We start from the raw sequence: 19,341 nt of genomic DNA on the forward strand, positions 1-19,341 counted from the left end.
TTTGCTTGAAGTCTCAGATTAAGTTTTCAGTGTAAATGGTTATAGACGATAAAGATGAAGACATTTCGCACCCACCCGATTGGTATCGACCAAGGCGAGACTGTACTGTTTTCCGAATTTTCCAATGGCGGGGACATGTGGACAGGCAACGGAACCCGAGAACGGCGCGCGGCTGTTACGTTCAGCCAGCCGTTCAGGACCACGCCAGCGGTTCAGGTTGGCATATCCCTATGGGATGTGGACACAACCACCGCCCTGCGCGCCGAGGTCAAGGCCGAGGATATCTCAGCCGAAGGCTTCAGCGCCGTTTTCCGCACTTGGTCAGACACCCGCATCGCGCGGATCAGGATGTCCTGGACAGCGATCGGAGAGGTGGCGCATGAGGATGACTGGGACATCTCCTAGCCATCCGACGTTTCAGGATTCGATCATGTCCACCCGTGTTGCGTGACGGCCGCCTTCGAAATCGGCTCCAAGGAAAGCATCCACGATATCCAGCGCCTGACCTTCACCTACGACGCGTGCACCGATGGACAGCATGTTGGCGTCGTTATGCTGGCGGATCATCCGGGCTGAGAACGCGTCGGAACACACACCGCAGCGAATGCCGGGGACCTTGTTCGCCGCCATCATGATGCCCTGTCCCGTGCCGCAAAGGATGATACCCAGTGCGCAATCACCCGAGGCAACGGCGTCAGCGGCGGCTTTGCCGTGGATCGGATAATGCGTGCTCTCAGGTGTTTGAGGGCCGATATCCATGACCTCCCATCCTTGGTCCGCGATATGTTTGGCAACCGCTTGGCGCAGCTCGATGGCGGCGTGGTCGCTGGAAAGAACGATGCGTTTGGGGGCTGTCACGGAAAGCTCCTGCCTTAGAGGGGTCACGAAAAAGGGCGGCTGCAAGGCCGCCCGTTCAGATCAGTCCATGTGGTACATGGATTCGTAGATCGGGGTCAGGGTCTTGTCCTCGAACAGCGACGAGACCGAGGTGCCGTTCCAAATGTTCAGGATCGCCTGCGTAAAGATGGGCGCTGTCGGAACAATGCGGATATTTTTGGCTTTGGCGACTTCTTTGGTGGGTTGGATTGTGTCGGTCAGAACCAGAGATTTCATCACCGAGTTTGTCACACGCTCAACCGCCGGGCCGCTCATGACACCGTGGGTGATATAGGAATGCACCTCTTTCGCGCCGTTATCCAGCAGCACTTGCGCGGCCTTGCAGAGTGTACCCGCTGTGTCGCACATGTCGTCCACGATCAGGCAGATCTTGTCTTTGACGTCGCCGATGACAGTCATCTCGGCCACTTCGCCGGCCTTTTCGCGGCGCTTGTCCACGATCGACAGCGGCGCTTCGATCCGCTTGGCCAATTCACGCGCACGGGCTACACCGCCGACATCGGGTGAGACCACCATGATCTCATCCATCTGGTCCTTGAACTGGTTTTTCACATCCAGCGCAAAGATCGGCGAGGCATAAAGGTTGTCCACCGGGATATCAAAGAACCCCTGAATCTGCGCGGCGTGCAGGTCCATGGTCAGAACCCGCTCGATCCCGGCGCCGGTCAGCATGTTGGCAACCAGCTTGGCGGAAATCGGCGTGCGCGCCTTGGTGCGACGGTCCTGACGGGCATAGCCGAAATAAGGGATCACGGCAGTGATCCGCTGCGCGGATGAGCGGCGCAGCGCGTCGGCGATGATCAGCAGTTCCATCAGGTTATCGTTTGCCGGGTTCGAAGTCGGCTGGACGATGAACATATCCTCGCCGCGTACATTCTCGAACACTTCGACGAAAATCTCGCCGTCGTTAAAACGTTCGACCCGCGCGTCAACCAACCCCTGGTCAACGCCGCGATACAGACTCATGCGGCGTGCAATGGTCTGGGCAAGCGGAAGATTGGCGTTCCCAGCGATCAGCTTGGGTTCGTTGAGTGTCGGCATCGGCTGAGGTCCCCGGGCAGCAAAGGCTAATGTGACAGATTCGTGATGTTGACACCGCTTAGCATGGCCTTACCGTCTCGCAAAGATAACGCAGCGGAGAAAGTGAACATGGCCACCATTGACTACTATTTTGCGACAATTTCGCCCTTCACCTACTTGGCCGGAACCCGGTTGGAAGAGGTGGCCGCGAAACATGGCGCGACAATTAACTACAAACCACTGGATATCATGGCCCTGTTTGGCCGGACCGGAGGCACCCCACCCAAGGACCGGCATATTTCGCGCACCGAATACCGAGCACAGGAATTGCAGCGTCAGGCCAAAAATCTGGGGATGGAATTCAACATTCAACCCGCTCATTGGCCGACGAACATGGCGCCATCGTCCTATGCCGTGATCGCGGCGGCCAAGGATGGCTCAGGCGATGTGGGCAAGCTGGTCCATTCCTTCCTGCGCGCCTGCTGGGCCGAGGAAAAGGACATCGCGCAGGATGACGTGATCCGCGATTGCCTGTCGGCAGCCGGGTTCGACCCGAACCTCGCGGATAGCGGGTTGCTGGACGGTGCCGAAACCTATGCCGCCAATCTGGAACAGGCCGTGGACAGCGGTGCCTTTGGCGCGCCGTTCTATATTGCCGAGGATGGACAACGGTTCTGGGGTCAGGATCGGCTCGAAGATCTGGACCGCCACCTGTCCGAGATGAAAGGGTGAAGGACGGGGTGGCCTCTTCCTCCATCTATGTCCGCAATCTAGGGAAAGGCGAGCGCAGTGTGCTCGCCTTGCATTGCACGATTGCGCATTCAGGGGCGTGGGCTGGTCTTGCGTCTTGTATCGGCACACAGGCTACATTCGTTGCACCCGATATGCTGTCACATGGCATGAGCCCTGATTGGGACGGGCAGTCAGATTTCTTCGACCTGACTACGGCGCTGTCTGCTGCTCAACTAACCCAGCCGATGGATCTGATCGGGCATTCCTTTGGCGCAATGATCGCCCTACGGCTTGCTGTAGAACACCCAAATCTGGTGCGCAGTGTTGTCTTGATCGAGCCCGTGTTTTTCGCCGTTGCCGCCCAGGACGCACCTGATTTGTTGGCTCAGCATGACATGGCAGCCCAGCCATATGTGGAGGCGTTGAAAGCCGGAGACATGCCGTTGGCAGCCCGTCTGTTCAACCGTATGTGGAGCACAGATGACAGCCCGCGTTGGCCGGACATGCCCGAGAAAACGCGCGCGGCGATGATCCGGGGGATCCGGGTTGTTCCAGATGTGGAGCAGTCTCTGTTCCAGGACACAAAAGGCCTCCTGAAACCAGAAGCGCTGCTCGGGGCCAAAGCACCTGTATTGCTCATGGCGGGCGGCAACTCTCATCCGGTCATGCCTGCGATTGCCCGGGGATTGCAAAGACGCCTGCCCAATGCGTCCAAGGTTACTGTAGAAAGCGCAGGCCACATGCTGCCGATCTCGCACCCCAGAGAAACCGCTGCGCAGATCACATCATTTTGGCAAAGCCTACAGTCTTCTTCTGTTTGAAAATACCTCGGGGGTTTGGGGGCAGAGCCCCCAACCAGCTTCAGATCAAACCCAAAAACCGGTCGATCTCTTCGGACGGCAGTGACCAGTCACACACCAGCCGACAGGCCAGCGGCTCTGCATCATCCGCACCTTCCAATTCGGCCCCCCACAGATGATAGACCGCTCCGGCCTCGTGCAGCTGTTTGTGCTGGGCGCGCGAGAATTCTGCGAAGATCATGTTCGCCTGCGGTTCATGCAAGAATGAGGCCCCCTTGGCCCGCAGCCCATCCGCCAGACGTGCGCAGTTGTCATTGGCCTGCCGCGCCATCCTCAACCACAGATCATCCTGCAGATACGCGGCCATCTGAGCCGACAAATAACGGTGTTTCGAAAACAGATGCGCGCCGCGCTTGCGGCGCAGCTCGAATTCCCAGGCTTTGGCCTCATCGAAAAAGACCACCGCCTCGACCCCCATCAGCCCGTTCTTTGTGCCGCCAAAGCTGACCGCATCAACCCCCGACTTCCACGTCATCTCGGCGGGGGAACAGTTCAGCGCGACCAGCGCATTGGTGAACCGCGCACCGTCCAGATGCACCGGCAGGCCGTATTCCTTGGCAACACCGCACAGCGCCTGCAACTCTTCCAGCGAATAAACCGAACCTCGCTCGGTCACCTGCGTGATCGAGACTGGCCCGCGTTGCGGCCCATGCACACCGCGAGTTTCTTCGGCCAGAATGGTGCTGCGCAATGCGTCTGCCGTCATCTTGTCACCACCGGGCACCAGCGTCAGCTTGGCGCCGCTGTAGAATTCCGGGGCGTTGCACTCGTCCTCATGAATATGCGCAACGGGGGAACAAAACACGGTGTCCCACGGGTTCGCCAGCGTCGACAGAGCCAAAGAATTCGCTGCCGTCCCGGTCGCAACCAGATAGACAGCTGCCCCCGGCGCTTCAAAGATACCACGGATACGGTCGCGCACCTCGTTCATCAGCGTGTCGGCCCCGTAGGCCATCTGATAGCCCTCATTCGCGGCGCTCAACGCGGCCATCACTTGCGGGTGAACCGGCCCGGAATTGTCAGAAGCGAAATACATCAGTTGGGCTCCTCGATGATATAGTCTTCCCACTCTTCCATGGGGGTTTCGAACTCCGACACCGTGCGCCCCTGAACCGAGACCCCGGCGGCGTGTACGCTGTCGGGCGTACCAGATATCAAAGGGTGCCAGTCGTAAAGGGGTTTGCCCTCCCACAGCAGCCGATAGGCGCAGGTCTGGGGCAGCCAATAGGCGTGTTCATCGATATTTTCGGGCGTCATCACGATGCATTCCGGCACGAATTGGTGGCGGATGTCGTATTGGGTGCAACGGCAGGTCTCATCGTCAAGCAGCCGGCAGGCGACGCAGGTCAGGGCAACCTCGCCAGTGTCTTCGTCTTCCAGCTTGTTCAGACAGCACTTACCGCAGCCGTCGCACAGCGCCTCCCACTCGCGCTGGTTCATCTTGGTCAACGGTTTGCGTTCCCAGAAGCGGGCGGACAGGCCGTTGCGGTCAATCGGGTCGGTGGTCATAGCGCCGCCAGTAGCGCACGGGCCTTTTCGCAATCGGCATCCATCTGGGTGATCAGCCCGTCCAACCCGTCAAACGTCATCTCGGGGCGCAGGTATTCGACCAGACCAACCGAGAGCGTCGCGCCATAAAGATCACCCGAGAAATCGAACAGGAACGTCTCGATATTGGGGACTTCGCCGTTAAACATGGGGCGCGTGCCCACCGAGGCCGCGCCGTGATAGCTGCCTTGATGCGGGCCATCCAGCACATCAACCAGCACCGCATAGACGCCGAATTTCGGCGGGTGCAGTCCCTCGATCGACATATTCGCGGTGGGATAGCCCAACTCGCGCCCGCGCTGTTCGCCGCCAATCACCTCGCCCTCGATCCGGTGCCAGTGGCCCAGCATCGCGGCGGCATCCCGGGGGCGACCTTCCGACAGCGCAGTACGGATCGCGGTCGAAGACACGACGTTTTCCGACCGCTCCATCAAGGGGGCGATGGTGGCACCGAAACCCATCTGGGCCCCAAACCGCACCAGATCATCGGCGGTGCCGCTGCGGCCTTTGCCAAAACAGAAGTCGGCCCCGACCACCACATGCGACAGCCCCAGCCCGTCACAGATCACATTGCGTGCGAATTCTTCGGGCGTCAGCCCGGCCAGCGCCGCGTTAAAGGGTAATTCATAGAGCTTCTGAACTCCCAGCTTCTGCAAACGGTGCGCACGGGCATTGCCGCGCATCAGGCGAAAAGGGGGGCTGTCGGGTGCAAAATACTCCCGCGGATGTGGCTCGAACGTCATCACACCCAGTGGCGCGTCTGGCGCGGCGTTGCGGGCCAGTTCGATCACAGAGCGGTGGCCGATATGCACGCCGTCAAAATTACCGATGGCGACACTGGCACCACGGTCCTGCGGCTCAACAAACTGGAAATCCCGGATAATGCGCATAGCGCCTGCCTAGCGGGACTGCGAGGCAGGTTCAAGGGTCTGAGACGTCAGTCGAACTTGCGCGATGGCGCCAGCACCATAGCCTCGCCCATCAACACCTTTTTGCCGTCTACCGCACAGTGGCAATCCAGCTTGACCCGGCGCTTGGCAAAGTCGATGTCGATCACCTTTACCTCGGCATAGACCATGTCACCGGGGCGGACCGGGGCCAGGAATTTCAGCGACTGCCCCATATAAACTGTGCCGTGGCCCGGCAGTTGCTCCCCTATCACAGCCGAGATCAGCCCCGCCGTCAGCATCCCGTGGGCAATGCGCCCCTCAAAGATCGTGTCGCGGGCATAATCGTCATCAAGATGCACCGGGTTGCGGTCGGTTGAGACCTGCGCGAACATTTCGATATCTTCGTCCGTCACCACTTTGCGCAGGTGGCGGGTCATGCCCATTTCGATGTCTTCAATACAGATCGTGCCGCGCGGAAGATTGTCCAACATGTCACCCTCACTCGATTTCAATGGGCAACAAAAAAACCAAAGTCACCCAAGTTGGGTAACTTTATTACTTCGCAGCTGCAGAAAATCAAGTCTTTTCTGACTAGCGCAAGCGGCCGATTGTGAAGGTGGGGTTGATGTTTTCCCTTGCGATATAACCAGTTAGGGATTCGTGATGCGGATGGTGCGACGTTTTAGTTTCCGCCGCCGCCAAGCCGCCCGAGATGAACAGAGAATCAATCCCCTCACCCATACCGCCCAGAATGTCGGTATGCGGTCCGTCGCCGATTACCAGAATGTCGCCATCGGGGATATCGTGACCCAACTCCTGCAGCCGCCGCCGCGCCAAATCATAGATCGGCGGATGCGGCTTGCCGAAGTAAAGGCTCTCGCCCCCCATCTCGGTGTAAAGCTTGGCCAGAGCGCCCGCGCACCATTCCCGAACCTCGCCCCGGTCGACCACGATATCTGGATTGGCGCAGAGAAGTTTCATGCCCTTCTGCTTGGCGTAAAGGAAATCCGCGCGGTTGACGCCAGGGTCGGCCATCGGATCGAATGGTCCACAGCAGACAATCCCTTCGGCCTGATCCAGTGGCACACGCTCGATCTGAATTGGGTGGTGCAAAATCTTCAGCGGCTCGAAAAAGCCAGCATCGCGCGCCCATTCTCCCATGAAGTAAACTTTTTCGCCTACAGCGCCTCGAAACATAGCTGAGCGCGCCGAGTCTCCGCTTGTGGCGATCGTATCATAGGCGTCGTTGGGAACGTTGAATTGTTCCAGTTGCTCAGCCACCCCTGCACGGGGCTTGGGCGAGTTGGTGACCAGAACAACAATGCCCCCTTTGGCGCGATAACCTTGAAGCGCTGCCACGGCTTCGGGATAGGCGGTTATGCCGTTATGCACACAGCCCCAGAGGTCGACAAACAGCGCTTTGTAGCGATCGGAGATTTCATCAAGTTTGTGAATAATCTGAGTCATTGAGCTGCCCCCGGGGCTCTGGAGTCGAAGTTGTGCCAGCTATGTCAAAGCTTCGGTCTTTTGACCATCCCAGCTGCAACTTTTCTGAATCAATAGCCGTATACGTTCAGTTGTCTTCACTGATTTCCTCGACATCCGGTGCCAGTTGAACGTTTTCAGTACCTAGAATGATCTGGGCGCCGATCCTGTTCTGAAAGCGAACGACAACCAGATAACCCGGCCCCAACTCGTTGCGCAGTACGTCGACCAGGGGTTTCTCGCGCAGGCTTTCCGGCAGGAGGCCTGCGATTGAAGACACCTTGAACGCGGCTTCAATTGGCAGGTCAACGATCAGCCAGATATCGGCTTGCTTGCGTTGAGCGTTGACGTCGACGCGAACAATCTCGACCGAGACTGGATCAGCCCAATCGCGAATTGTCTGTGCCAATTGCGCTTCGGTCCGGGTTTCCAGATAGCGGTTATATGTCGACTTGCCCAATTGAATGACAACGAAGGTCAAGAACGCCAAGGTCACAACGACGCTGGCAGTAAAGTTCAGCTTGCGACGCCCCTTGCTGAAAACCACCGAACGAGCAGCGTACACGATGTAAACCGCGCAAGCCGATAGGATGATCGCCCCAAGGTTTGTTGCGAACAGCAAGCCGGCCTCATAAGCTTCAGCCGCTTCTTCAAAATACATCAATACCCCCGAGGCGGATAACGGGGGCACCAAAGACACACCGATCGCAGCACCTGGCAGCAGGCTAACTTCTGATCGATTTATCTGCACATACGCTCCGGCGACGCCAGCCGCCAAGGCAACGATCAGATCTTCAGTCCCGGGATCGGTACGCGCCAGAACCTGATCAGGGATCAGAATTCCGCGGGGAACATCGGCGATATAGACAAGAAACCAGGCCAGAAAGACGCAGATAACTGCCGCCCCGCTTACAATCAGGGCAAGCTTGAACGCACGTCCCAGCCACCCCATGACCATCGAGGCAGCTATGCCCAATATCGGTGTCATCAACGGTGCGACCAACATGGCGGCAATCACCACTGCGCCTGAATCGCGAAGCATCCCCATGGTCGCGATCACAACCGACAGTGTCAAAAGCATCGCAAATCTGCGCCAATACGCCGCTCGGTCATGCCCTTCGAACCGAAGGATGTCCCTGGTGGTGCTGAATTTTCGTTTACTCATTCCTGCGACCAAGACCCAAGCAAGACTATCCGCACCAGACTATCAACGGATACGCTCTATGCAAAATCTTGTGTCTTAACGAAAAAAGGCGCCCCGATACAGGCGCCTTTTGTTTGTGGTGCAACGAAGATCACACTTTGAGGTTGGGGATGATCTGCTTTTTCCGGCTCATGATTCCGGGCAGAACCACGGCGTCACCGTCTACTGACGCACCAAAGCTCTTCTCGGCCACGCCTTTCACAAGGTCATTGGGCACAAGCAGGGTGGCTTCTTCGTTGAGGATGTCGACGACAAACAGCAATACCTGATCAACGCCGTCTTCCTTGGCAACATCCACCATCGACGCTGCCAGGCTGTCTTTGCGGTCCAGAACGACGCCCGGAGCGGTGGTTTCCAGAACTGAAACGCGGAATTTGGTGCCGTCGACTTCGTATTCCTTGCTGTCCATGCGGATTAGTTCGGCGTCCGAGAACGAGGATACGTCCGACTTAGCGGCAAACATGTCAGCCGCATAGGCCGAAACGTCCAGACCCAGTTCAGCCGCCAGTTTTTCAGCCACTGCACGGTCATGGGCGGTGGTGGTGGGCGAGCGGAATTCCAGCGTGTCCGACAGGATGCAGGTCAAGGCCGCGCCTTTGACGGCGTCAGGCATTTTGGCAGCGTCGTCGCCCATCAGGTCAACCATGATCGTCGCGGTGCAGGCCAGTGGGCGCACGGTGATGTCGATTGGGCCTTTGGTTTCCAGTCCGCCGACCAGCTTGTGGTGGTCGATGATGGCGCGGATGTCTGCGCTGTTGACGTTGGCGGGCAGTTCGGCGGGGTTGTTGGTGTCAACGATTACAACTGGCACGTCCGCGTCCACGTCGGCGATAATACGCGGCTTGGGCAGGTCCCAGCGCTGCAGCATAAAGGCGGCCTCGGTGTTGGGTTCACCCAGCAGTACGGGTTCAGCCTGTTCACCTTTGACTTCGTTCAGATACCACGACCACAGGATCGGGGAGCCGGTGGAATCGGTGTCGGGGGATTTATGTCCAAATACGAGGGTTGTCATGTCAGCGTCCTGAGGATGGTAAATTTGCGCGCCTTATAGGGTGGTCAGGCGCGCTTGTCACCCGGTCTCGGTTGCACTGCGACGATAGGTAAAACCGGCTTAGAACGGCCCGCGCTCCAGAGTGTAGCCAGCCTGTTCCAACAGGTTCAGAAGGCCATGTTCTCCACCAAGGTGTCCAGCGCCGACCGCGATCACGGCAGTCTGGTCCTGAATGTCCAGAATATGCGCCATCCAGTTATTGTTGCGCCCGATCAGAAGCTGTTCTTCGAACCCGTCCCATTCCTCGTCGAAAATCTCTTCCGTCAGGCCCGAGGTCTCAAGCCCCTGCAACCGCGCGAATTGTAGGATTTCGCCGTGTTTCTCTTCGAGATAGGCGTTCAGCATCGTGGCCAGCTGGTCTTCGCTGCTTTCGAAGGCGTCTGCCATTCGGACGAGGGATTGCACCTGCTGCTCCATCGGGAATTCGTTGAACATCGCCATCAATTCCGCCGTTGTCTCAAGCGAGAACTGAGGGATGTCGTATTCGGCCGCCAAATCGGTTAGACGGGCATCCATTCCGTAACTGGCGTTCGGTTCGTGCACCATGCAGGGCGGCACGCCCAAAGTCATGCTGAGAAACCAGGGGCGCATTTTGGCCCCCATCCAGCTTGGGATGCCGCGATCGGCTAGACCTTGTGACAGGGTCTCCCACTGCTCGGCGGGGATCATGTCAATCAGCGTCGGGCCCGAGGTGATCAGAACCGGGCTCAGATCTTTAGCTAAACCTTGCTGAAAGGCGTCCATCTCGGCCTTGGTCACTTCGAAAAAAAACGAATCCGCCTGGCTGAGCGTTGGCTCTAGCCGCTCGACCACCGCGTCCATGCGGGCGTCATTGGTGTGAACCGTGCCAATCAGATGCAGGGTTGCACCGTCCTTGGTGGCGATCCAGTGATTGCCTTCGGGGTAGGGGAAATCAACGAGCGCCTGTTGAATCTGATCCTGCATTTCGGCCGATAATTCCGGGCGCAGGTCGCGCCCCTCGCAGGCCGCATAAGCGCTCAGCGGTAGAAATAGACAAACGAAGACGAACAGAAAACGCATTGGAGCCACCCTTCAAACCTCGGACTTTTTTATATGTGCCGCGACCTTGCATTGCGCAAGGCATGGGATCAAGCAGCGCAAAGCGCCGCCGGTCCGATCTGTGTCTGGCATTCCACAGCAAATCCCCTAGCATGGCCGTATGGAGCGCGAGCAGGATCTTTACCCCCCCATCAAAGCGTTGTTGGAGCGTCAAGGTTACACCGTCAAGGGTGAGGTGGGTGCTGCCGATATAGTCGCCGTGCGCGCTGGGGAAGATCCGGTGATTGTCGAGTTGAAGTTGCGGTTCTCGCTGGCCTTGTTTCATCAGGCGATCGCGCGGCTGAAGGTGACGGATCAGGTTTATATCGGGGTGCTCAAACCCAAAGGTCGCAGCGCTCGGCGGGCTCTGAAGGACAATCTGGCCTTGTGCCGACGTCTGGGGCTGGGTTTGATTACCGTACGCGCTGATGGCGCGGTTGAAGTGCAATGCGATCCGGGACCCTATGCTCCCCGTATGAGCAAGACGCGAAAGGGGCGGCTGCTGCGCGAGTTTGACCGCTTGGAGGGCGACCCCAATGTGGGCGGGGCCACGCGTCATGGGATTGTTACTGCCTATCGACAGGATGCGCTGAAATGTGCGGCGCATTTGGCCGAGTGTGGGGCGACAAAGGGATCTGACGTAGCCAAGGCGACGGGCGTGACCGAGGCGACAAGGCTGATGCGTACCAATCACTACGGGTGGTTCGACAAAGTTGAAAAGGGCGTTTATGCCTTGTCAGACGCAGGGCAGGACGGTCTGAAACACTGGGCCTACAGTTGGGATCACCCCGAATAGGGGCAGAGGTCCAAAAAATCCTTCACAGCTTGTTGACTCGGGGAATTGCACCCCCTAGCTATGCGTCGTTATCACTCGACAAGCATGAGTGCTAACGCCCCGCCATCCGGCGAGGGGAGGATTAACAACTTTGAGCCCAAGGAGCTGCAAAGATGGCATTGAAACCGCTTCATGACCGCGTGCTGGTTCGCCGTACCGAAAGCGAAGAAAAAACCGCAGGCGGCCTGATCATTCCTGACAGCGCAAAAGAAAAGCCCAGCGAAGGCGAAGTCGTCGCAACCGGCGAAGGCGCACGCAAGGACAGCGGCGAGCTGATCGCAATGGCTGTGAAAGCTGGCGACAAGATCCTGTTCGGCAAATGGTCGGGCACCGAGGTTCAGGTCGACGGCGAAGAGCTGCTGATGATGAAAGAAAGCGACATCATGGGGATCATCGAGTAAGCCGCGCGCTTCACTCTGATCTTCATTTACAACTTATTTCTCAAGGAGAAACGACATGGCTGCAAAGGACGTCAAGTTCGACACCGATGCCCGTAACCGCATGCTGGCAGGCGTAAACATCCTGGCCGATGCTGTTAAAGTGACCCTGGGCCCCAAAGGCCGTAACGTGGTTCTGGACAAATCCTTCGGCGCACCGCGCATCACCAAAGACGGTGTTTCGGTTGCCAAGGAAATCGAACTGGAAGACAAGTTCGAAAATATGGGCGCGCAGATGGTGAAAGAAGTCGCCAGCCGCACCAATGACGAAGCCGGTGACGGCACCACCACTGCAACTGTTCTGGCTCAAGCAATCGTTCGCGAAGGTCTGAAGCAGGTCGCTGCTGGCCTGAACCCGATGGACTTGAAGCGCGGCATCGACCTGGCAACTGCCAAGGTTGTCGAAGGCATCAAGTCGGCCTCGCGTGAAGTCAAAGACTCGGCAGAAGTTGCTCAGGTTGGCACCATCTCGGCCAACGGCGAAGCCGAAATCGGCCAGCAGATCGCAGACGCGATGCAGAAAGTTGGCAACGAAGGCGTTATCACCGTCGAAGAAAACAAAGGTCTGGAAACCGAGACCGATGTTGTCGAAGGTATGCAGTTCGACCGCGGCTACCTGTCGCCTTACTTCGTCACCAACGCAGACAAGATGATCGCAGAGCTCGACGACTGCATGATCCTACTGCACGAAAAGAAACTGTCCTCGCTGCAGCCGATGGTTCCGCTGCTGGAGCAGGTGATCCAATCGCAGAAGCCGCTGCTGATCATTGCCGAAGACGTTGAAGGCGAAGCGCTGGCAACTCTGGTTGTCAACAAACTGCGCGGCGGCCTGAAAATTGCTGCTGTCAAAGCACCGGGTTTCGGCGATCGCCGCAAAGCCATGCTGCAAGACATCGCGATCCTGACTGGCGGTCAGGTCATCAGCGAAGATCTGGGCATGAAGCTCGAGTCCGTCACCATGGACATGCTGGGCACCGCCAAGAAGATCGAAATCACCAAAGACGAAACCACCATCGTCGACGGTGCAGGCGAAAAAGCCGAGATCGAAGCGCGTGTTGCTCAGATCCGCACTCAGATCGAAGAAACCTCGTCGGACTACGACCGTGAGAAGCTGCAAGAGCGCGTTGCCAAACTGGCAGGCGGTGTTGCTGTTATCCGCGTCGGCGGCATGACCGAAGTTGAAGTGAAAGAGCGTAAGGACCGTGTGGACGATGCTCTGAACGCGACCCGCGCTGCTGTGCAGGAAGGCGTTGTCGTGGGCGGCGGTGTTGCTCTGGTTCAGGCCGGTAAAGCACTGGAAGCTCTGGAAGGTGCAAACGCTGACCAGAACGCAGGCATCAACATCGTTCGTAAGGCAATCGAAGCGCCGCTGCGCCAGATCGCTGAAAACGCAGGCGTTGACGGTGCAGTTGTTGCTGGCAAAGTCCGCGAAAGCGGCGACGCCGCGTTCGGCTTCAACGCGCAGACCGAAGAATATGGCGACATGTTCTCGTTCGGCGTGATTGACCCGGCCAAAGTTGTCCGTACTGCACTGGAAGATGCAGCATCGGTTGCCGGCCTGCTGGTCACTACCGAAGCAATGGTTGCCGATAAGCCCCAGAAAGACGCACCCGCTGCAGGCGGCATGCCCGACATGGGCGGCATGGGCGGCATGATGTAAGCTGCTTAAGCTAAGCACTTAGGAACGGGGTCGCCTTCGGGCGGCCCCGTTTCGTTTGGAATGGCCGCTGCGCGGACATGCCTCCGGCGGAGGTATTTTTGAACAGAAGAAGAGCGGGCACGGTTTGTCGCCGGGAATGTGAGTGTGCAAATGCGTCCGAACACGCTATGCGGTGGGAATGCGACTGTTTTTGCTGACTGCCCTGACTATGTGCGCCTTTGCGGCGAATTCGATCCTCAACCGTTTGGCCATTGATAGCGGCGCGAGCGACCCTGCCGGGTTTGCCATCGTGCGTGTGTTGGCCGGGGCAGTGGTGTTGGCAGCGCTGGTTTCATTCCGAGGGGGGCAGTTGCCTTTGCGGAACAGGCGTCGCATTGCGGGGGCCGGATCCTTATCCCTGTATTTGATCGGGTTTTCTATTGCCTATCTGACCTTGGATGCGGGGTTAGGGGCTTTGATTCTGTTCGCAGTGGTTCAGATCACCATGTTTGCCGTGACATCCGTCACGGGGTCGGCGCCTAGCGCACGGCAGATCGCAGGAGCTGGTATCGCTTTGGCTGGTCTGGCATGGGTTCTGTGGCCGAGCGGAGAGATTCAGGTGAACCCGGTGGGAGCGGCATTGATGATTGCGGCAGGGGTCGGATGGGCAATCTATTCGCTGGTTGGCCGGTCCGAACCAGATGCGCTGGCCGGAACAGCCGCCAATTTCGTCGTTGCTCTGCCTATCACAGGGCTAGCGTTGTTGCTGGTTGGAGGAGAGTGGAACATGACAGCCACCGGGTATGTACTGGCCGCTTTGTCTGGCGGTGTGACATCTGGGATGGGCTATGCCCTGTGGTATAGGGTTCTGCCGCAGCTGGCCCCGACGACCGCCGCCGTTGTGCAGTTGAGCGTGCCGATCATTGCCATTGTGGGGGGCGTTGCCTTGTTGGGTGAAACCGCCAGCCTACGTCTGATCCTTGGTGCCGCGCTGGTTCTGGGTGGCATTGCGTTGGCTGTTCTGCGCCTGTCGCGGCGCTAGGGGTTTCATCGCGCCCGCTTTGCCCTTATCTGGCCGCTATGAGATATGTGTTGGCCATTATTCTGTTTTTGTTGCCCGCCGCGGCCCATGCGAAATGTGTGGTGTTGCTGCACGGGCTTGCCCGGACCGAGGCGTCCTTTACGGTGATGGAGCAACTCTTTCAGGCGCATGGCTACACTGTTGTGCGGCCCGGATATCCCTCGACCGATCTGCCGATTGCCGAATTGGCGGCTCAGACCCTGCCAGATGCCTTTGCGGCTTGTGGTGACGATACCGTCAACGTGGTGGCGCATTCCATGGGGGGTATCCTGTTGCGTTTCTGGTTGCAGGACAACATGCCCGAAAACCTGGGCCGCGTGGTCATGCTTGGCCCGCCCAATCAGGGTAGCCAACTGGTGGATGAGTTAAGCGCCTACGAGGTCTTTGGTATCCTGAACGGCCCTGCCGGGCTGGCGTTGGGCACAGGTCCCGAAGGTATCCCGCGCAAGTTGCCGCCGGTGGACTTCGAACTTGGGGTGATCGCCGGTGAAAATTCGCTGAACCCGCTTTTTTCATCGCTGATCGAGGGCAAAGATGACGGTAAGGTCTCGGTCGAGACGACCAAGGTCGAGGGCATGAAGGACCATATCGTTCTGCCCGTGACCCATACTTTTATGATGAACAATCCTCGCGTGATGGCGCAAGCACTGCATTTCATCGAATTCGGCCAGTTTGACCCTCAGATTACATGGCTGGATGGCGTGCAAGCCATCATAGATGAGATCTGCCTCGGTTGGGATTGCTCAGAACCAGAATCGGAACCCTCGGAATGAGCGATCTGGCCCTGACGTTCACCGGCGCCGAGGTTCTGTTGCCAGGGGACGGTCTGGCCTTAGCTAATTTGTCGCTTGCAAAAGGAGTCATTCAACCCGATCGCGCTGGCCGCGCCGTTGACCTAAACGGATTTCTCGTTTTACCCGGCATTATCGACCTGCACGGGGATGGGTTCGAACGTCACATCGCGCCGCGCCGTGGGGCGATGAAACAGATGGATGAGGGTATTCTGGCGGTCGAGGCCGAACTGGCGGCCAATGGCATTACCACCGCCGTGCTGGCGCAGTTTTACAGTTGGGAGGGCGGCGTGCGCGGTCCCGAATTTGCAGGGCAGGTCTTTGATGCAATTGCGTCCGTCAGAGACAGCGTTGTGACCGATCTGTTGCCCCAGCTACGGTTCGAGACGCATATGCTGGACGACTATGTTGATTTGCCGGAGCGAATTGCGGCGTGGCAGGTGCCCTATGTCGTGTTCAACGACCATCTGCCGCATGATCGCCTTGCCGAAGGGCGCAAACCACCGCGCCTGACCGGGCAGGCGTTGAAGGCTGGGCGTAACCCTGAAATGCATTTCGAAATGCTGCTGTCCATGCACGCGCGGGGATCAGAGGTTCCAATGGCATTGGATAGCTTGTGCACGGTGTTGGAAAAGCAAAACGTGCGCATGGGCAGCCATGACGATGCCACTGCCCAAACCCGCGCAGATTGGCGCGCGCGTGGGGCGAAGATATCGGAATTCCCCGAAACGCTCGAAGCTGCCGAAACCGCTCGCGCCGCAGGGGACCATATCATTCTCGGCTCGCCCAATGTGGTGCGCGGGGGCTCGCATAAAGGCAATGTCAGCGCGTTGGACCTGATCACGATGGGGCTCTGTGATGCGTTGGCCTCTGACTATCATTACCCAAGCCCCCGCCGCGCCGCACTGATGCTGGCTAAGTCTGGTTTGTTGGATTTTGCCGAGGCTTGGGCGCTTGTGTCCTCGGGCCCTGCGCGCGTTCTGGGTCTGAATGACCGGGGTACGCTGGCCCCCGGAAAACGCGCGGATCTGACCATTTTAGACAAACAAACCCACCGCGTTGCCGCGACCATGGCAGAGGGGCGCTTCAGCTATATGGCCGGGGATATCGCGGCCCGGTTCCTTGTCTGATCCGCAAACTTCATCTGGCTAAAAATATCCCCGCCGGAGGCATCGCGCACCAGCGCGATTTCCTAGCGCGAAATGCGGTTGAAATGCCCCATCTTGCGGCCTGCCTTGACCTCGGCCTTACCGTAAAGATGCAAGGCTACATCGCGCTCTCTCGCCAAATCAAGCACCCGATCCATGTCATCGCCGATCAGGTTCTCCATCACCACATCACTATGGCGCTGACCGTCGCCCAAGGGCCACCCGGCGACCGCGCGGATATGCTGTTCGAACTGATCCACAGCACAACCGTTCTGCGTCCAGTGGCCCGAGTTATGCACCCGCGGCGCAATCTCATTCACGATCAATCCGCGCGCGGTCACGAACAGCTCGACCCCCATGACGCCCACATAGTCCAGCGCGTTCAGGATATTGGCTGCCAACAGCACCGCATCGGTGCGCTGCGCCGGAGGCAGTCGGGCCGGGACAGTCGTAGTATGCAAGATACCATCGCGGTGGACATTCTCGCCGGGATCGAAACAGGCGACCTGACCATCCAGCCCGCGTGCGGCGATGATCGAGACTTCGTGGCTAAACTCTACAAACCCTTCAAGGATCGCTGGTGCACCCGCCATATCGGCCAGAGCAGCCTCGGCATCTTCGGGCGCGCGCAACCGGGCTTGCCCCTTGCCATCATAACCAAAGCGGCGGGTTTTCAGGATCGCGGGCGTGCCGATTTCCTCAATCGCGGATTTCAGGCTGCCCAGATCGGTGATATCGGCAAAAGGCGCGGTTTGTAGGCCCAGCCCTTGCAGAAAGTTCTTCTCGGTCAGCCGATCCTGACTGACTCGCAACGCCTCGCGGCCCGGGCGAATGGGGCGGTGTGCCTCCAGCAGGTCCAGAGCCTCGGTCGGGATGTTCTCGAACTCATAGGTGATAATATCGACCGACTCGGCAAAGGCGCGCAGGGCGTCGGCATCGTCATAGGCGGCTGTGGTCACGCGGTCTGCGACCTGACCAGCGGGCGGGTTCGCGCCAGGCTCGAATATATGCGTCACAAAGCCCAGTCGCGCTGCGGCAACGGACAGCATCCGGCCCAGTTGTCCACCGCCAAGGATGCCAATCGTGGCTCCGGGTGCAAGCATGTCCGTCATTCTTCAGGTCTCCAGCCGTTTGCCGATTGCAGTCAGGGCGTCGCGCAGGGCCGCATGGGCCTTGCCCGCTTGCAGGGTTCGCGTCATTTGCAAGCTCAGTGTTCCGTCGGTTGCCAGCGCATCGCGTTCGGCGGCAAGCCGACCAGCCTGACCCTTTTCCATGCTGGCCAGGAAACCAGCCATCAATTGGGTCGTGTAGAATTCCGCACCATCCGCATCGCCGGTCTGTTCGGTTAGCCAATCCACGCCGGTGGTCAGCAGATCCAGAACACCCGGAACCATCGCGCAGATAGCAAAATGAGCATTAAGCGAGGCCTCATTGGCTACTTTCACAACCGGGTTTTCAGGGCCCATCAGACCCGCCAACAGATCATCGTTCCCATAAGCCGCCAAGGGGCAACCGCCCTGTTCCAAAAAGCCCAGAGGGATCGTCTGCACGAAATCCCCCGCAGGGGCGCAGAGCGACCTGAGATCCGCCTCGGACACTGCCGCCATCACCGAAACGATCCGATGGTCGGCCCGAAAGGACAGGGGGGCCAGCACATCCGTTGCAACATGCGGACGCAGACACAGGAACACGATCTCGGACTGGTCGATCACCGATTGCGGATCGCCGACCGTTGCGTTGATGTCGACCTTCAGTGCTGCCGACACGGTGGCGTTACGCTCGGTCACATAAATCTCATGCCCTTTACGGGCCAGCAGCCGGGCAATTGGCGCTGCGATGTGGCCGGTGCCGATGAACCCGACACGGCTCATCCTTGTGGCTCTTCCGGGATCGAGGCCGACAGCGCTGCGCGCCACGCATCCAGCCGCTGCGCCAGAGCGTCATCCTGCAAAGCCAGAATGCCAGCTGCCATCAGGCCTGCATTGGCCCCACCGGCGGCGCCAATCGCCATGGTCGCCACAGGAAACCCCTTGGGCATCTGAACGATGGAATAGAGGGAATCGACACCCGACAAGGCGCGCGTCTGTATCGGCACGCCAATCACTGGCACGCGGGTTTTTGAGGCCATCATACCCGGTAGGTGCGCCGCCCCTCCGGCTCCTGCGATGATCACATGCAGGCCACGCGACACTGCGGTCTTGCCATAGTCCCATAGACGGTCAGGGGTACGGTGGGCGGACACGATACGCTTTTCATAGGCAATGCCCAACTCGTCCAGAATATCGGCGGCCTCTTTCATCGTGGGCCAGTCCGATTGGCTGCCCATGATGATCCCCACTTTCACATCGCTCATCCGCTTTACGCCCCTGCCTGATGAAAGAGCGCGCACTATAGCCAAATCCGCATTCGTGGCAATGCGTCAGGCGATGATGTCAGGGGTCAGACGGTCTTCGATCAGACGAATAATGTCCTTGAGCCGCAGTTTCTGCTTTTTCAAGCGCTTGACGGTCAGTTGATCGGCCGTTCCGGTGGATTGCAGCGCCTCGATCGCTTCGTCCAGATCGCGGTGCTGGCGGCGAAAAACCTCCAGCTCGACCCGCAAAACGTCATCGGTTTTCATCGAAAGATCGGTGGGCGCGTTCATGAGCGACTCAGTGATTATTG

23 protein-coding genes are annotated in these 19,341 nt (G+C 58.6%); 9 read left to right on the forward strand and 14 right to left on the reverse strand.

The window, feature by feature from the left end; genetic code table 11:
* The first annotated feature begins 54 nt into the window (after nucleotides 1-54).
* On the forward strand, nucleotides 55-405 hold the full coding sequence (locus GOV79_RS00285) for an H-type lectin domain-containing protein (protein ID WP_170788160.1): 351 nt from the start codon (nucleotides 55-57) through the stop codon (nucleotides 403-405).
* A 12-nt stretch (nucleotides 406-417) separates the two neighbouring features.
* Here GOV79_RS00285 and rpiB read toward each other — a convergent pair whose 3' ends face one another.
* On the reverse strand, nucleotides 418-858 hold the full coding sequence (gene rpiB / locus GOV79_RS00290; protein WP_170769000.1) for a ribose 5-phosphate isomerase B: 441 nt from the start codon (nucleotides 856-858) through the stop codon (nucleotides 418-420).
* A gap of 60 nt (nucleotides 859-918) precedes the next feature.
* On the reverse strand, nucleotides 919-1,938 hold the full coding sequence (locus GOV79_RS00295; protein ID WP_170753405.1) for a ribose-phosphate pyrophosphokinase: 1,020 nt from the start codon (nucleotides 1,936-1,938) through the stop codon (nucleotides 919-921).
* Nucleotides 1,939-2,046: 108 nt separating this feature from the next.
* Between GOV79_RS00295 and GOV79_RS00300 the strand changes: the two genes are divergently transcribed.
* Entirely contained in the window at nucleotides 2,047-2,649 is a 603-nt protein-coding gene (locus GOV79_RS00300; RefSeq protein ID WP_170788161.1) for a 2-hydroxychromene-2-carboxylate isomerase, read from the forward strand.
* Nucleotides 2,650-2,657: 8 nt separating this feature from the next.
* Complete coding sequence (locus tag GOV79_RS00305) at nucleotides 2,658-3,470, forward strand: alpha/beta fold hydrolase (protein ID WP_331252225.1); 813 nt, start codon at nucleotides 2,658-2,660, stop codon at nucleotides 3,468-3,470.
* 40 nt (nucleotides 3,471-3,510) lie between these two features.
* Here GOV79_RS00305 and GOV79_RS00310 read toward each other — a convergent pair whose 3' ends face one another.
* The 8 genes from GOV79_RS00310 to GOV79_RS00345 all read right to left on the reverse strand — a co-directional run bounded on the left by GOV79_RS00310 (nucleotide 3,511) and on the right by GOV79_RS00345 (nucleotide 10,728).
* Entirely contained in the window at nucleotides 3,511-4,545 is a 1,035-nt protein-coding gene (locus GOV79_RS00310; protein ID WP_170788163.1) for a threonine aldolase family protein, read from the reverse strand.
* The gene (locus GOV79_RS00315) at nucleotides 4,545-5,018 is read right to left on the reverse strand and encodes a YcgN family cysteine cluster protein (protein ID WP_170788164.1); all 474 of its coding nucleotides are present in this window, start codon (nucleotides 5,016-5,018) and stop codon (nucleotides 4,545-4,547) included. Before GOV79_RS00315 ends, GOV79_RS00310 begins: the two co-directional genes overlap by 1 nt.
* The gene (locus GOV79_RS00320; protein WP_170788165.1) at nucleotides 5,015-5,947 is read right to left on the reverse strand and encodes a bifunctional riboflavin kinase/FAD synthetase; all 933 of its coding nucleotides are present in this window, start codon (nucleotides 5,945-5,947) and stop codon (nucleotides 5,015-5,017) included. The genes GOV79_RS00315 and GOV79_RS00320 overlap by 4 nt, the downstream gene beginning before the upstream one ends.
* A gap of 47 nt (nucleotides 5,948-5,994) precedes the next feature.
* Nucleotides 5,995-6,438 carry a MaoC family dehydratase gene (locus GOV79_RS00325; RefSeq protein ID WP_170352332.1) on the reverse strand — a complete coding sequence of 148 codons (444 nt, stop codon included), beginning with the start codon at nucleotides 6,436-6,438 and terminating at the stop codon, nucleotides 5,995-5,997.
* A gap of 100 nt (nucleotides 6,439-6,538) precedes the next feature.
* Nucleotides 6,539-7,414, reverse strand: coding sequence for a TIGR01459 family HAD-type hydrolase (locus tag GOV79_RS00330; RefSeq protein ID WP_170788166.1), 876 nt, complete (start codon nucleotides 7,412-7,414; stop codon nucleotides 6,539-6,541).
* Nucleotides 7,415-7,520: 106 nt separating this feature from the next.
* Complete coding sequence (locus GOV79_RS00335; protein WP_170788167.1) at nucleotides 7,521-8,597, reverse strand: DUF389 domain-containing protein; 1,077 nt, start codon at nucleotides 8,595-8,597, stop codon at nucleotides 7,521-7,523.
* A gap of 130 nt (nucleotides 8,598-8,727) precedes the next feature.
* A complete protein-coding gene (locus tag GOV79_RS00340; RefSeq protein ID WP_170788168.1) occupies nucleotides 8,728-9,648 on the reverse strand; it encodes a manganese-dependent inorganic pyrophosphatase in 921 nt (306 codons plus the stop codon).
* Nucleotides 9,649-9,747: 99 nt separating this feature from the next.
* Nucleotides 9,748-10,728, reverse strand: coding sequence for a TraB/GumN family protein (locus GOV79_RS00345; RefSeq protein ID WP_170788169.1), 981 nt, complete (start codon nucleotides 10,726-10,728; stop codon nucleotides 9,748-9,750).
* Between the two features lie 139 nt (nucleotides 10,729-10,867).
* Between GOV79_RS00345 and GOV79_RS00350 the strand changes: the two genes are divergently transcribed.
* The 6 genes from GOV79_RS00350 (at nucleotide 10,868) to GOV79_RS00375 (ending at nucleotide 16,659) form a co-directional block, all read left to right on the forward strand.
* Entirely contained in the window at nucleotides 10,868-11,542 is a 675-nt protein-coding gene (locus GOV79_RS00350) for a DUF2161 domain-containing phosphodiesterase (RefSeq protein WP_170788170.1), read from the forward strand.
* 152 nt (nucleotides 11,543-11,694) lie between these two features.
* Nucleotides 11,695-11,982 (forward strand): co-chaperone GroES, encoded by a 288-nt coding sequence (gene groES / locus GOV79_RS00355; protein ID WP_170352338.1) that lies wholly within the window; start codon nucleotides 11,695-11,697, stop codon nucleotides 11,980-11,982.
* A gap of 55 nt (nucleotides 11,983-12,037) precedes the next feature.
* Nucleotides 12,038-13,678, forward strand: a complete 1,641-nt coding sequence (gene groL, locus GOV79_RS00360) for a chaperonin GroEL (protein WP_170440794.1) — start codon at nucleotides 12,038-12,040, stop codon at nucleotides 13,676-13,678.
* A gap of 178 nt (nucleotides 13,679-13,856) precedes the next feature.
* The gene (locus GOV79_RS00365) at nucleotides 13,857-14,699 is read left to right on the forward strand and encodes a DMT family transporter (RefSeq protein ID WP_170788171.1); all 843 of its coding nucleotides are present in this window, start codon (nucleotides 13,857-13,859) and stop codon (nucleotides 14,697-14,699) included.
* A 38-nt stretch (nucleotides 14,700-14,737) separates the two neighbouring features.
* Nucleotides 14,738-15,511: an alpha/beta fold hydrolase gene (locus GOV79_RS00370; protein WP_170769026.1), complete on the forward strand. Its 774-nt coding sequence runs from the start codon at nucleotides 14,738-14,740 to the stop codon at nucleotides 15,509-15,511.
* Nucleotides 15,508-16,659 carry an alpha-D-ribose 1-methylphosphonate 5-triphosphate diphosphatase gene (locus GOV79_RS00375; RefSeq protein ID WP_170769027.1) on the forward strand — a complete coding sequence of 384 codons (1,152 nt, stop codon included), beginning with the start codon at nucleotides 15,508-15,510 and terminating at the stop codon, nucleotides 16,657-16,659. Before GOV79_RS00370 ends, GOV79_RS00375 begins: the two co-directional genes overlap by 4 nt.
* A gap of 62 nt (nucleotides 16,660-16,721) precedes the next feature.
* Here the strand turns inward: GOV79_RS00375 and GOV79_RS00380 are convergent, their stop codons facing one another.
* From GOV79_RS00380 to GOV79_RS00395, 4 genes are all read right to left on the reverse strand, one after another.
* Nucleotides 16,722-17,789: a 5-(carboxyamino)imidazole ribonucleotide synthase gene (locus GOV79_RS00380; RefSeq protein ID WP_170788172.1), complete on the reverse strand. Its 1,068-nt coding sequence runs from the start codon at nucleotides 17,787-17,789 to the stop codon at nucleotides 16,722-16,724.
* Nucleotides 17,790-17,792: 3 nt separating this feature from the next.
* A complete protein-coding gene (locus GOV79_RS00385) occupies nucleotides 17,793-18,548 on the reverse strand; it encodes an NAD(P)-binding domain-containing protein (RefSeq protein ID WP_170788173.1) in 756 nt (251 codons plus the stop codon).
* Nucleotides 18,545-19,030, reverse strand: coding sequence for a 5-(carboxyamino)imidazole ribonucleotide mutase (gene purE, locus GOV79_RS00390; RefSeq protein ID WP_170788174.1), 486 nt, complete (start codon nucleotides 19,028-19,030; stop codon nucleotides 18,545-18,547). Before purE ends, GOV79_RS00385 begins: the two co-directional genes overlap by 4 nt.
* A 66-nt stretch (nucleotides 19,031-19,096) precedes the next feature.
* Nucleotides 19,097-19,321 (reverse strand): YdcH family protein, encoded by a 225-nt coding sequence (locus tag GOV79_RS00395; RefSeq protein WP_170736696.1) that lies wholly within the window; start codon nucleotides 19,319-19,321, stop codon nucleotides 19,097-19,099.
* Nucleotides 19,322-19,341: the final 20 nt, after the last annotated feature.

It is taken from the genome of Ruegeria lacuscaerulensis, assembly GCF_013034745.1.
In the GTDB taxonomy this organism is placed as follows: Bacteria; Pseudomonadota; Alphaproteobacteria; order Rhodobacterales; family Rhodobacteraceae; genus Ruegeria; species Ruegeria lacuscaerulensis_B.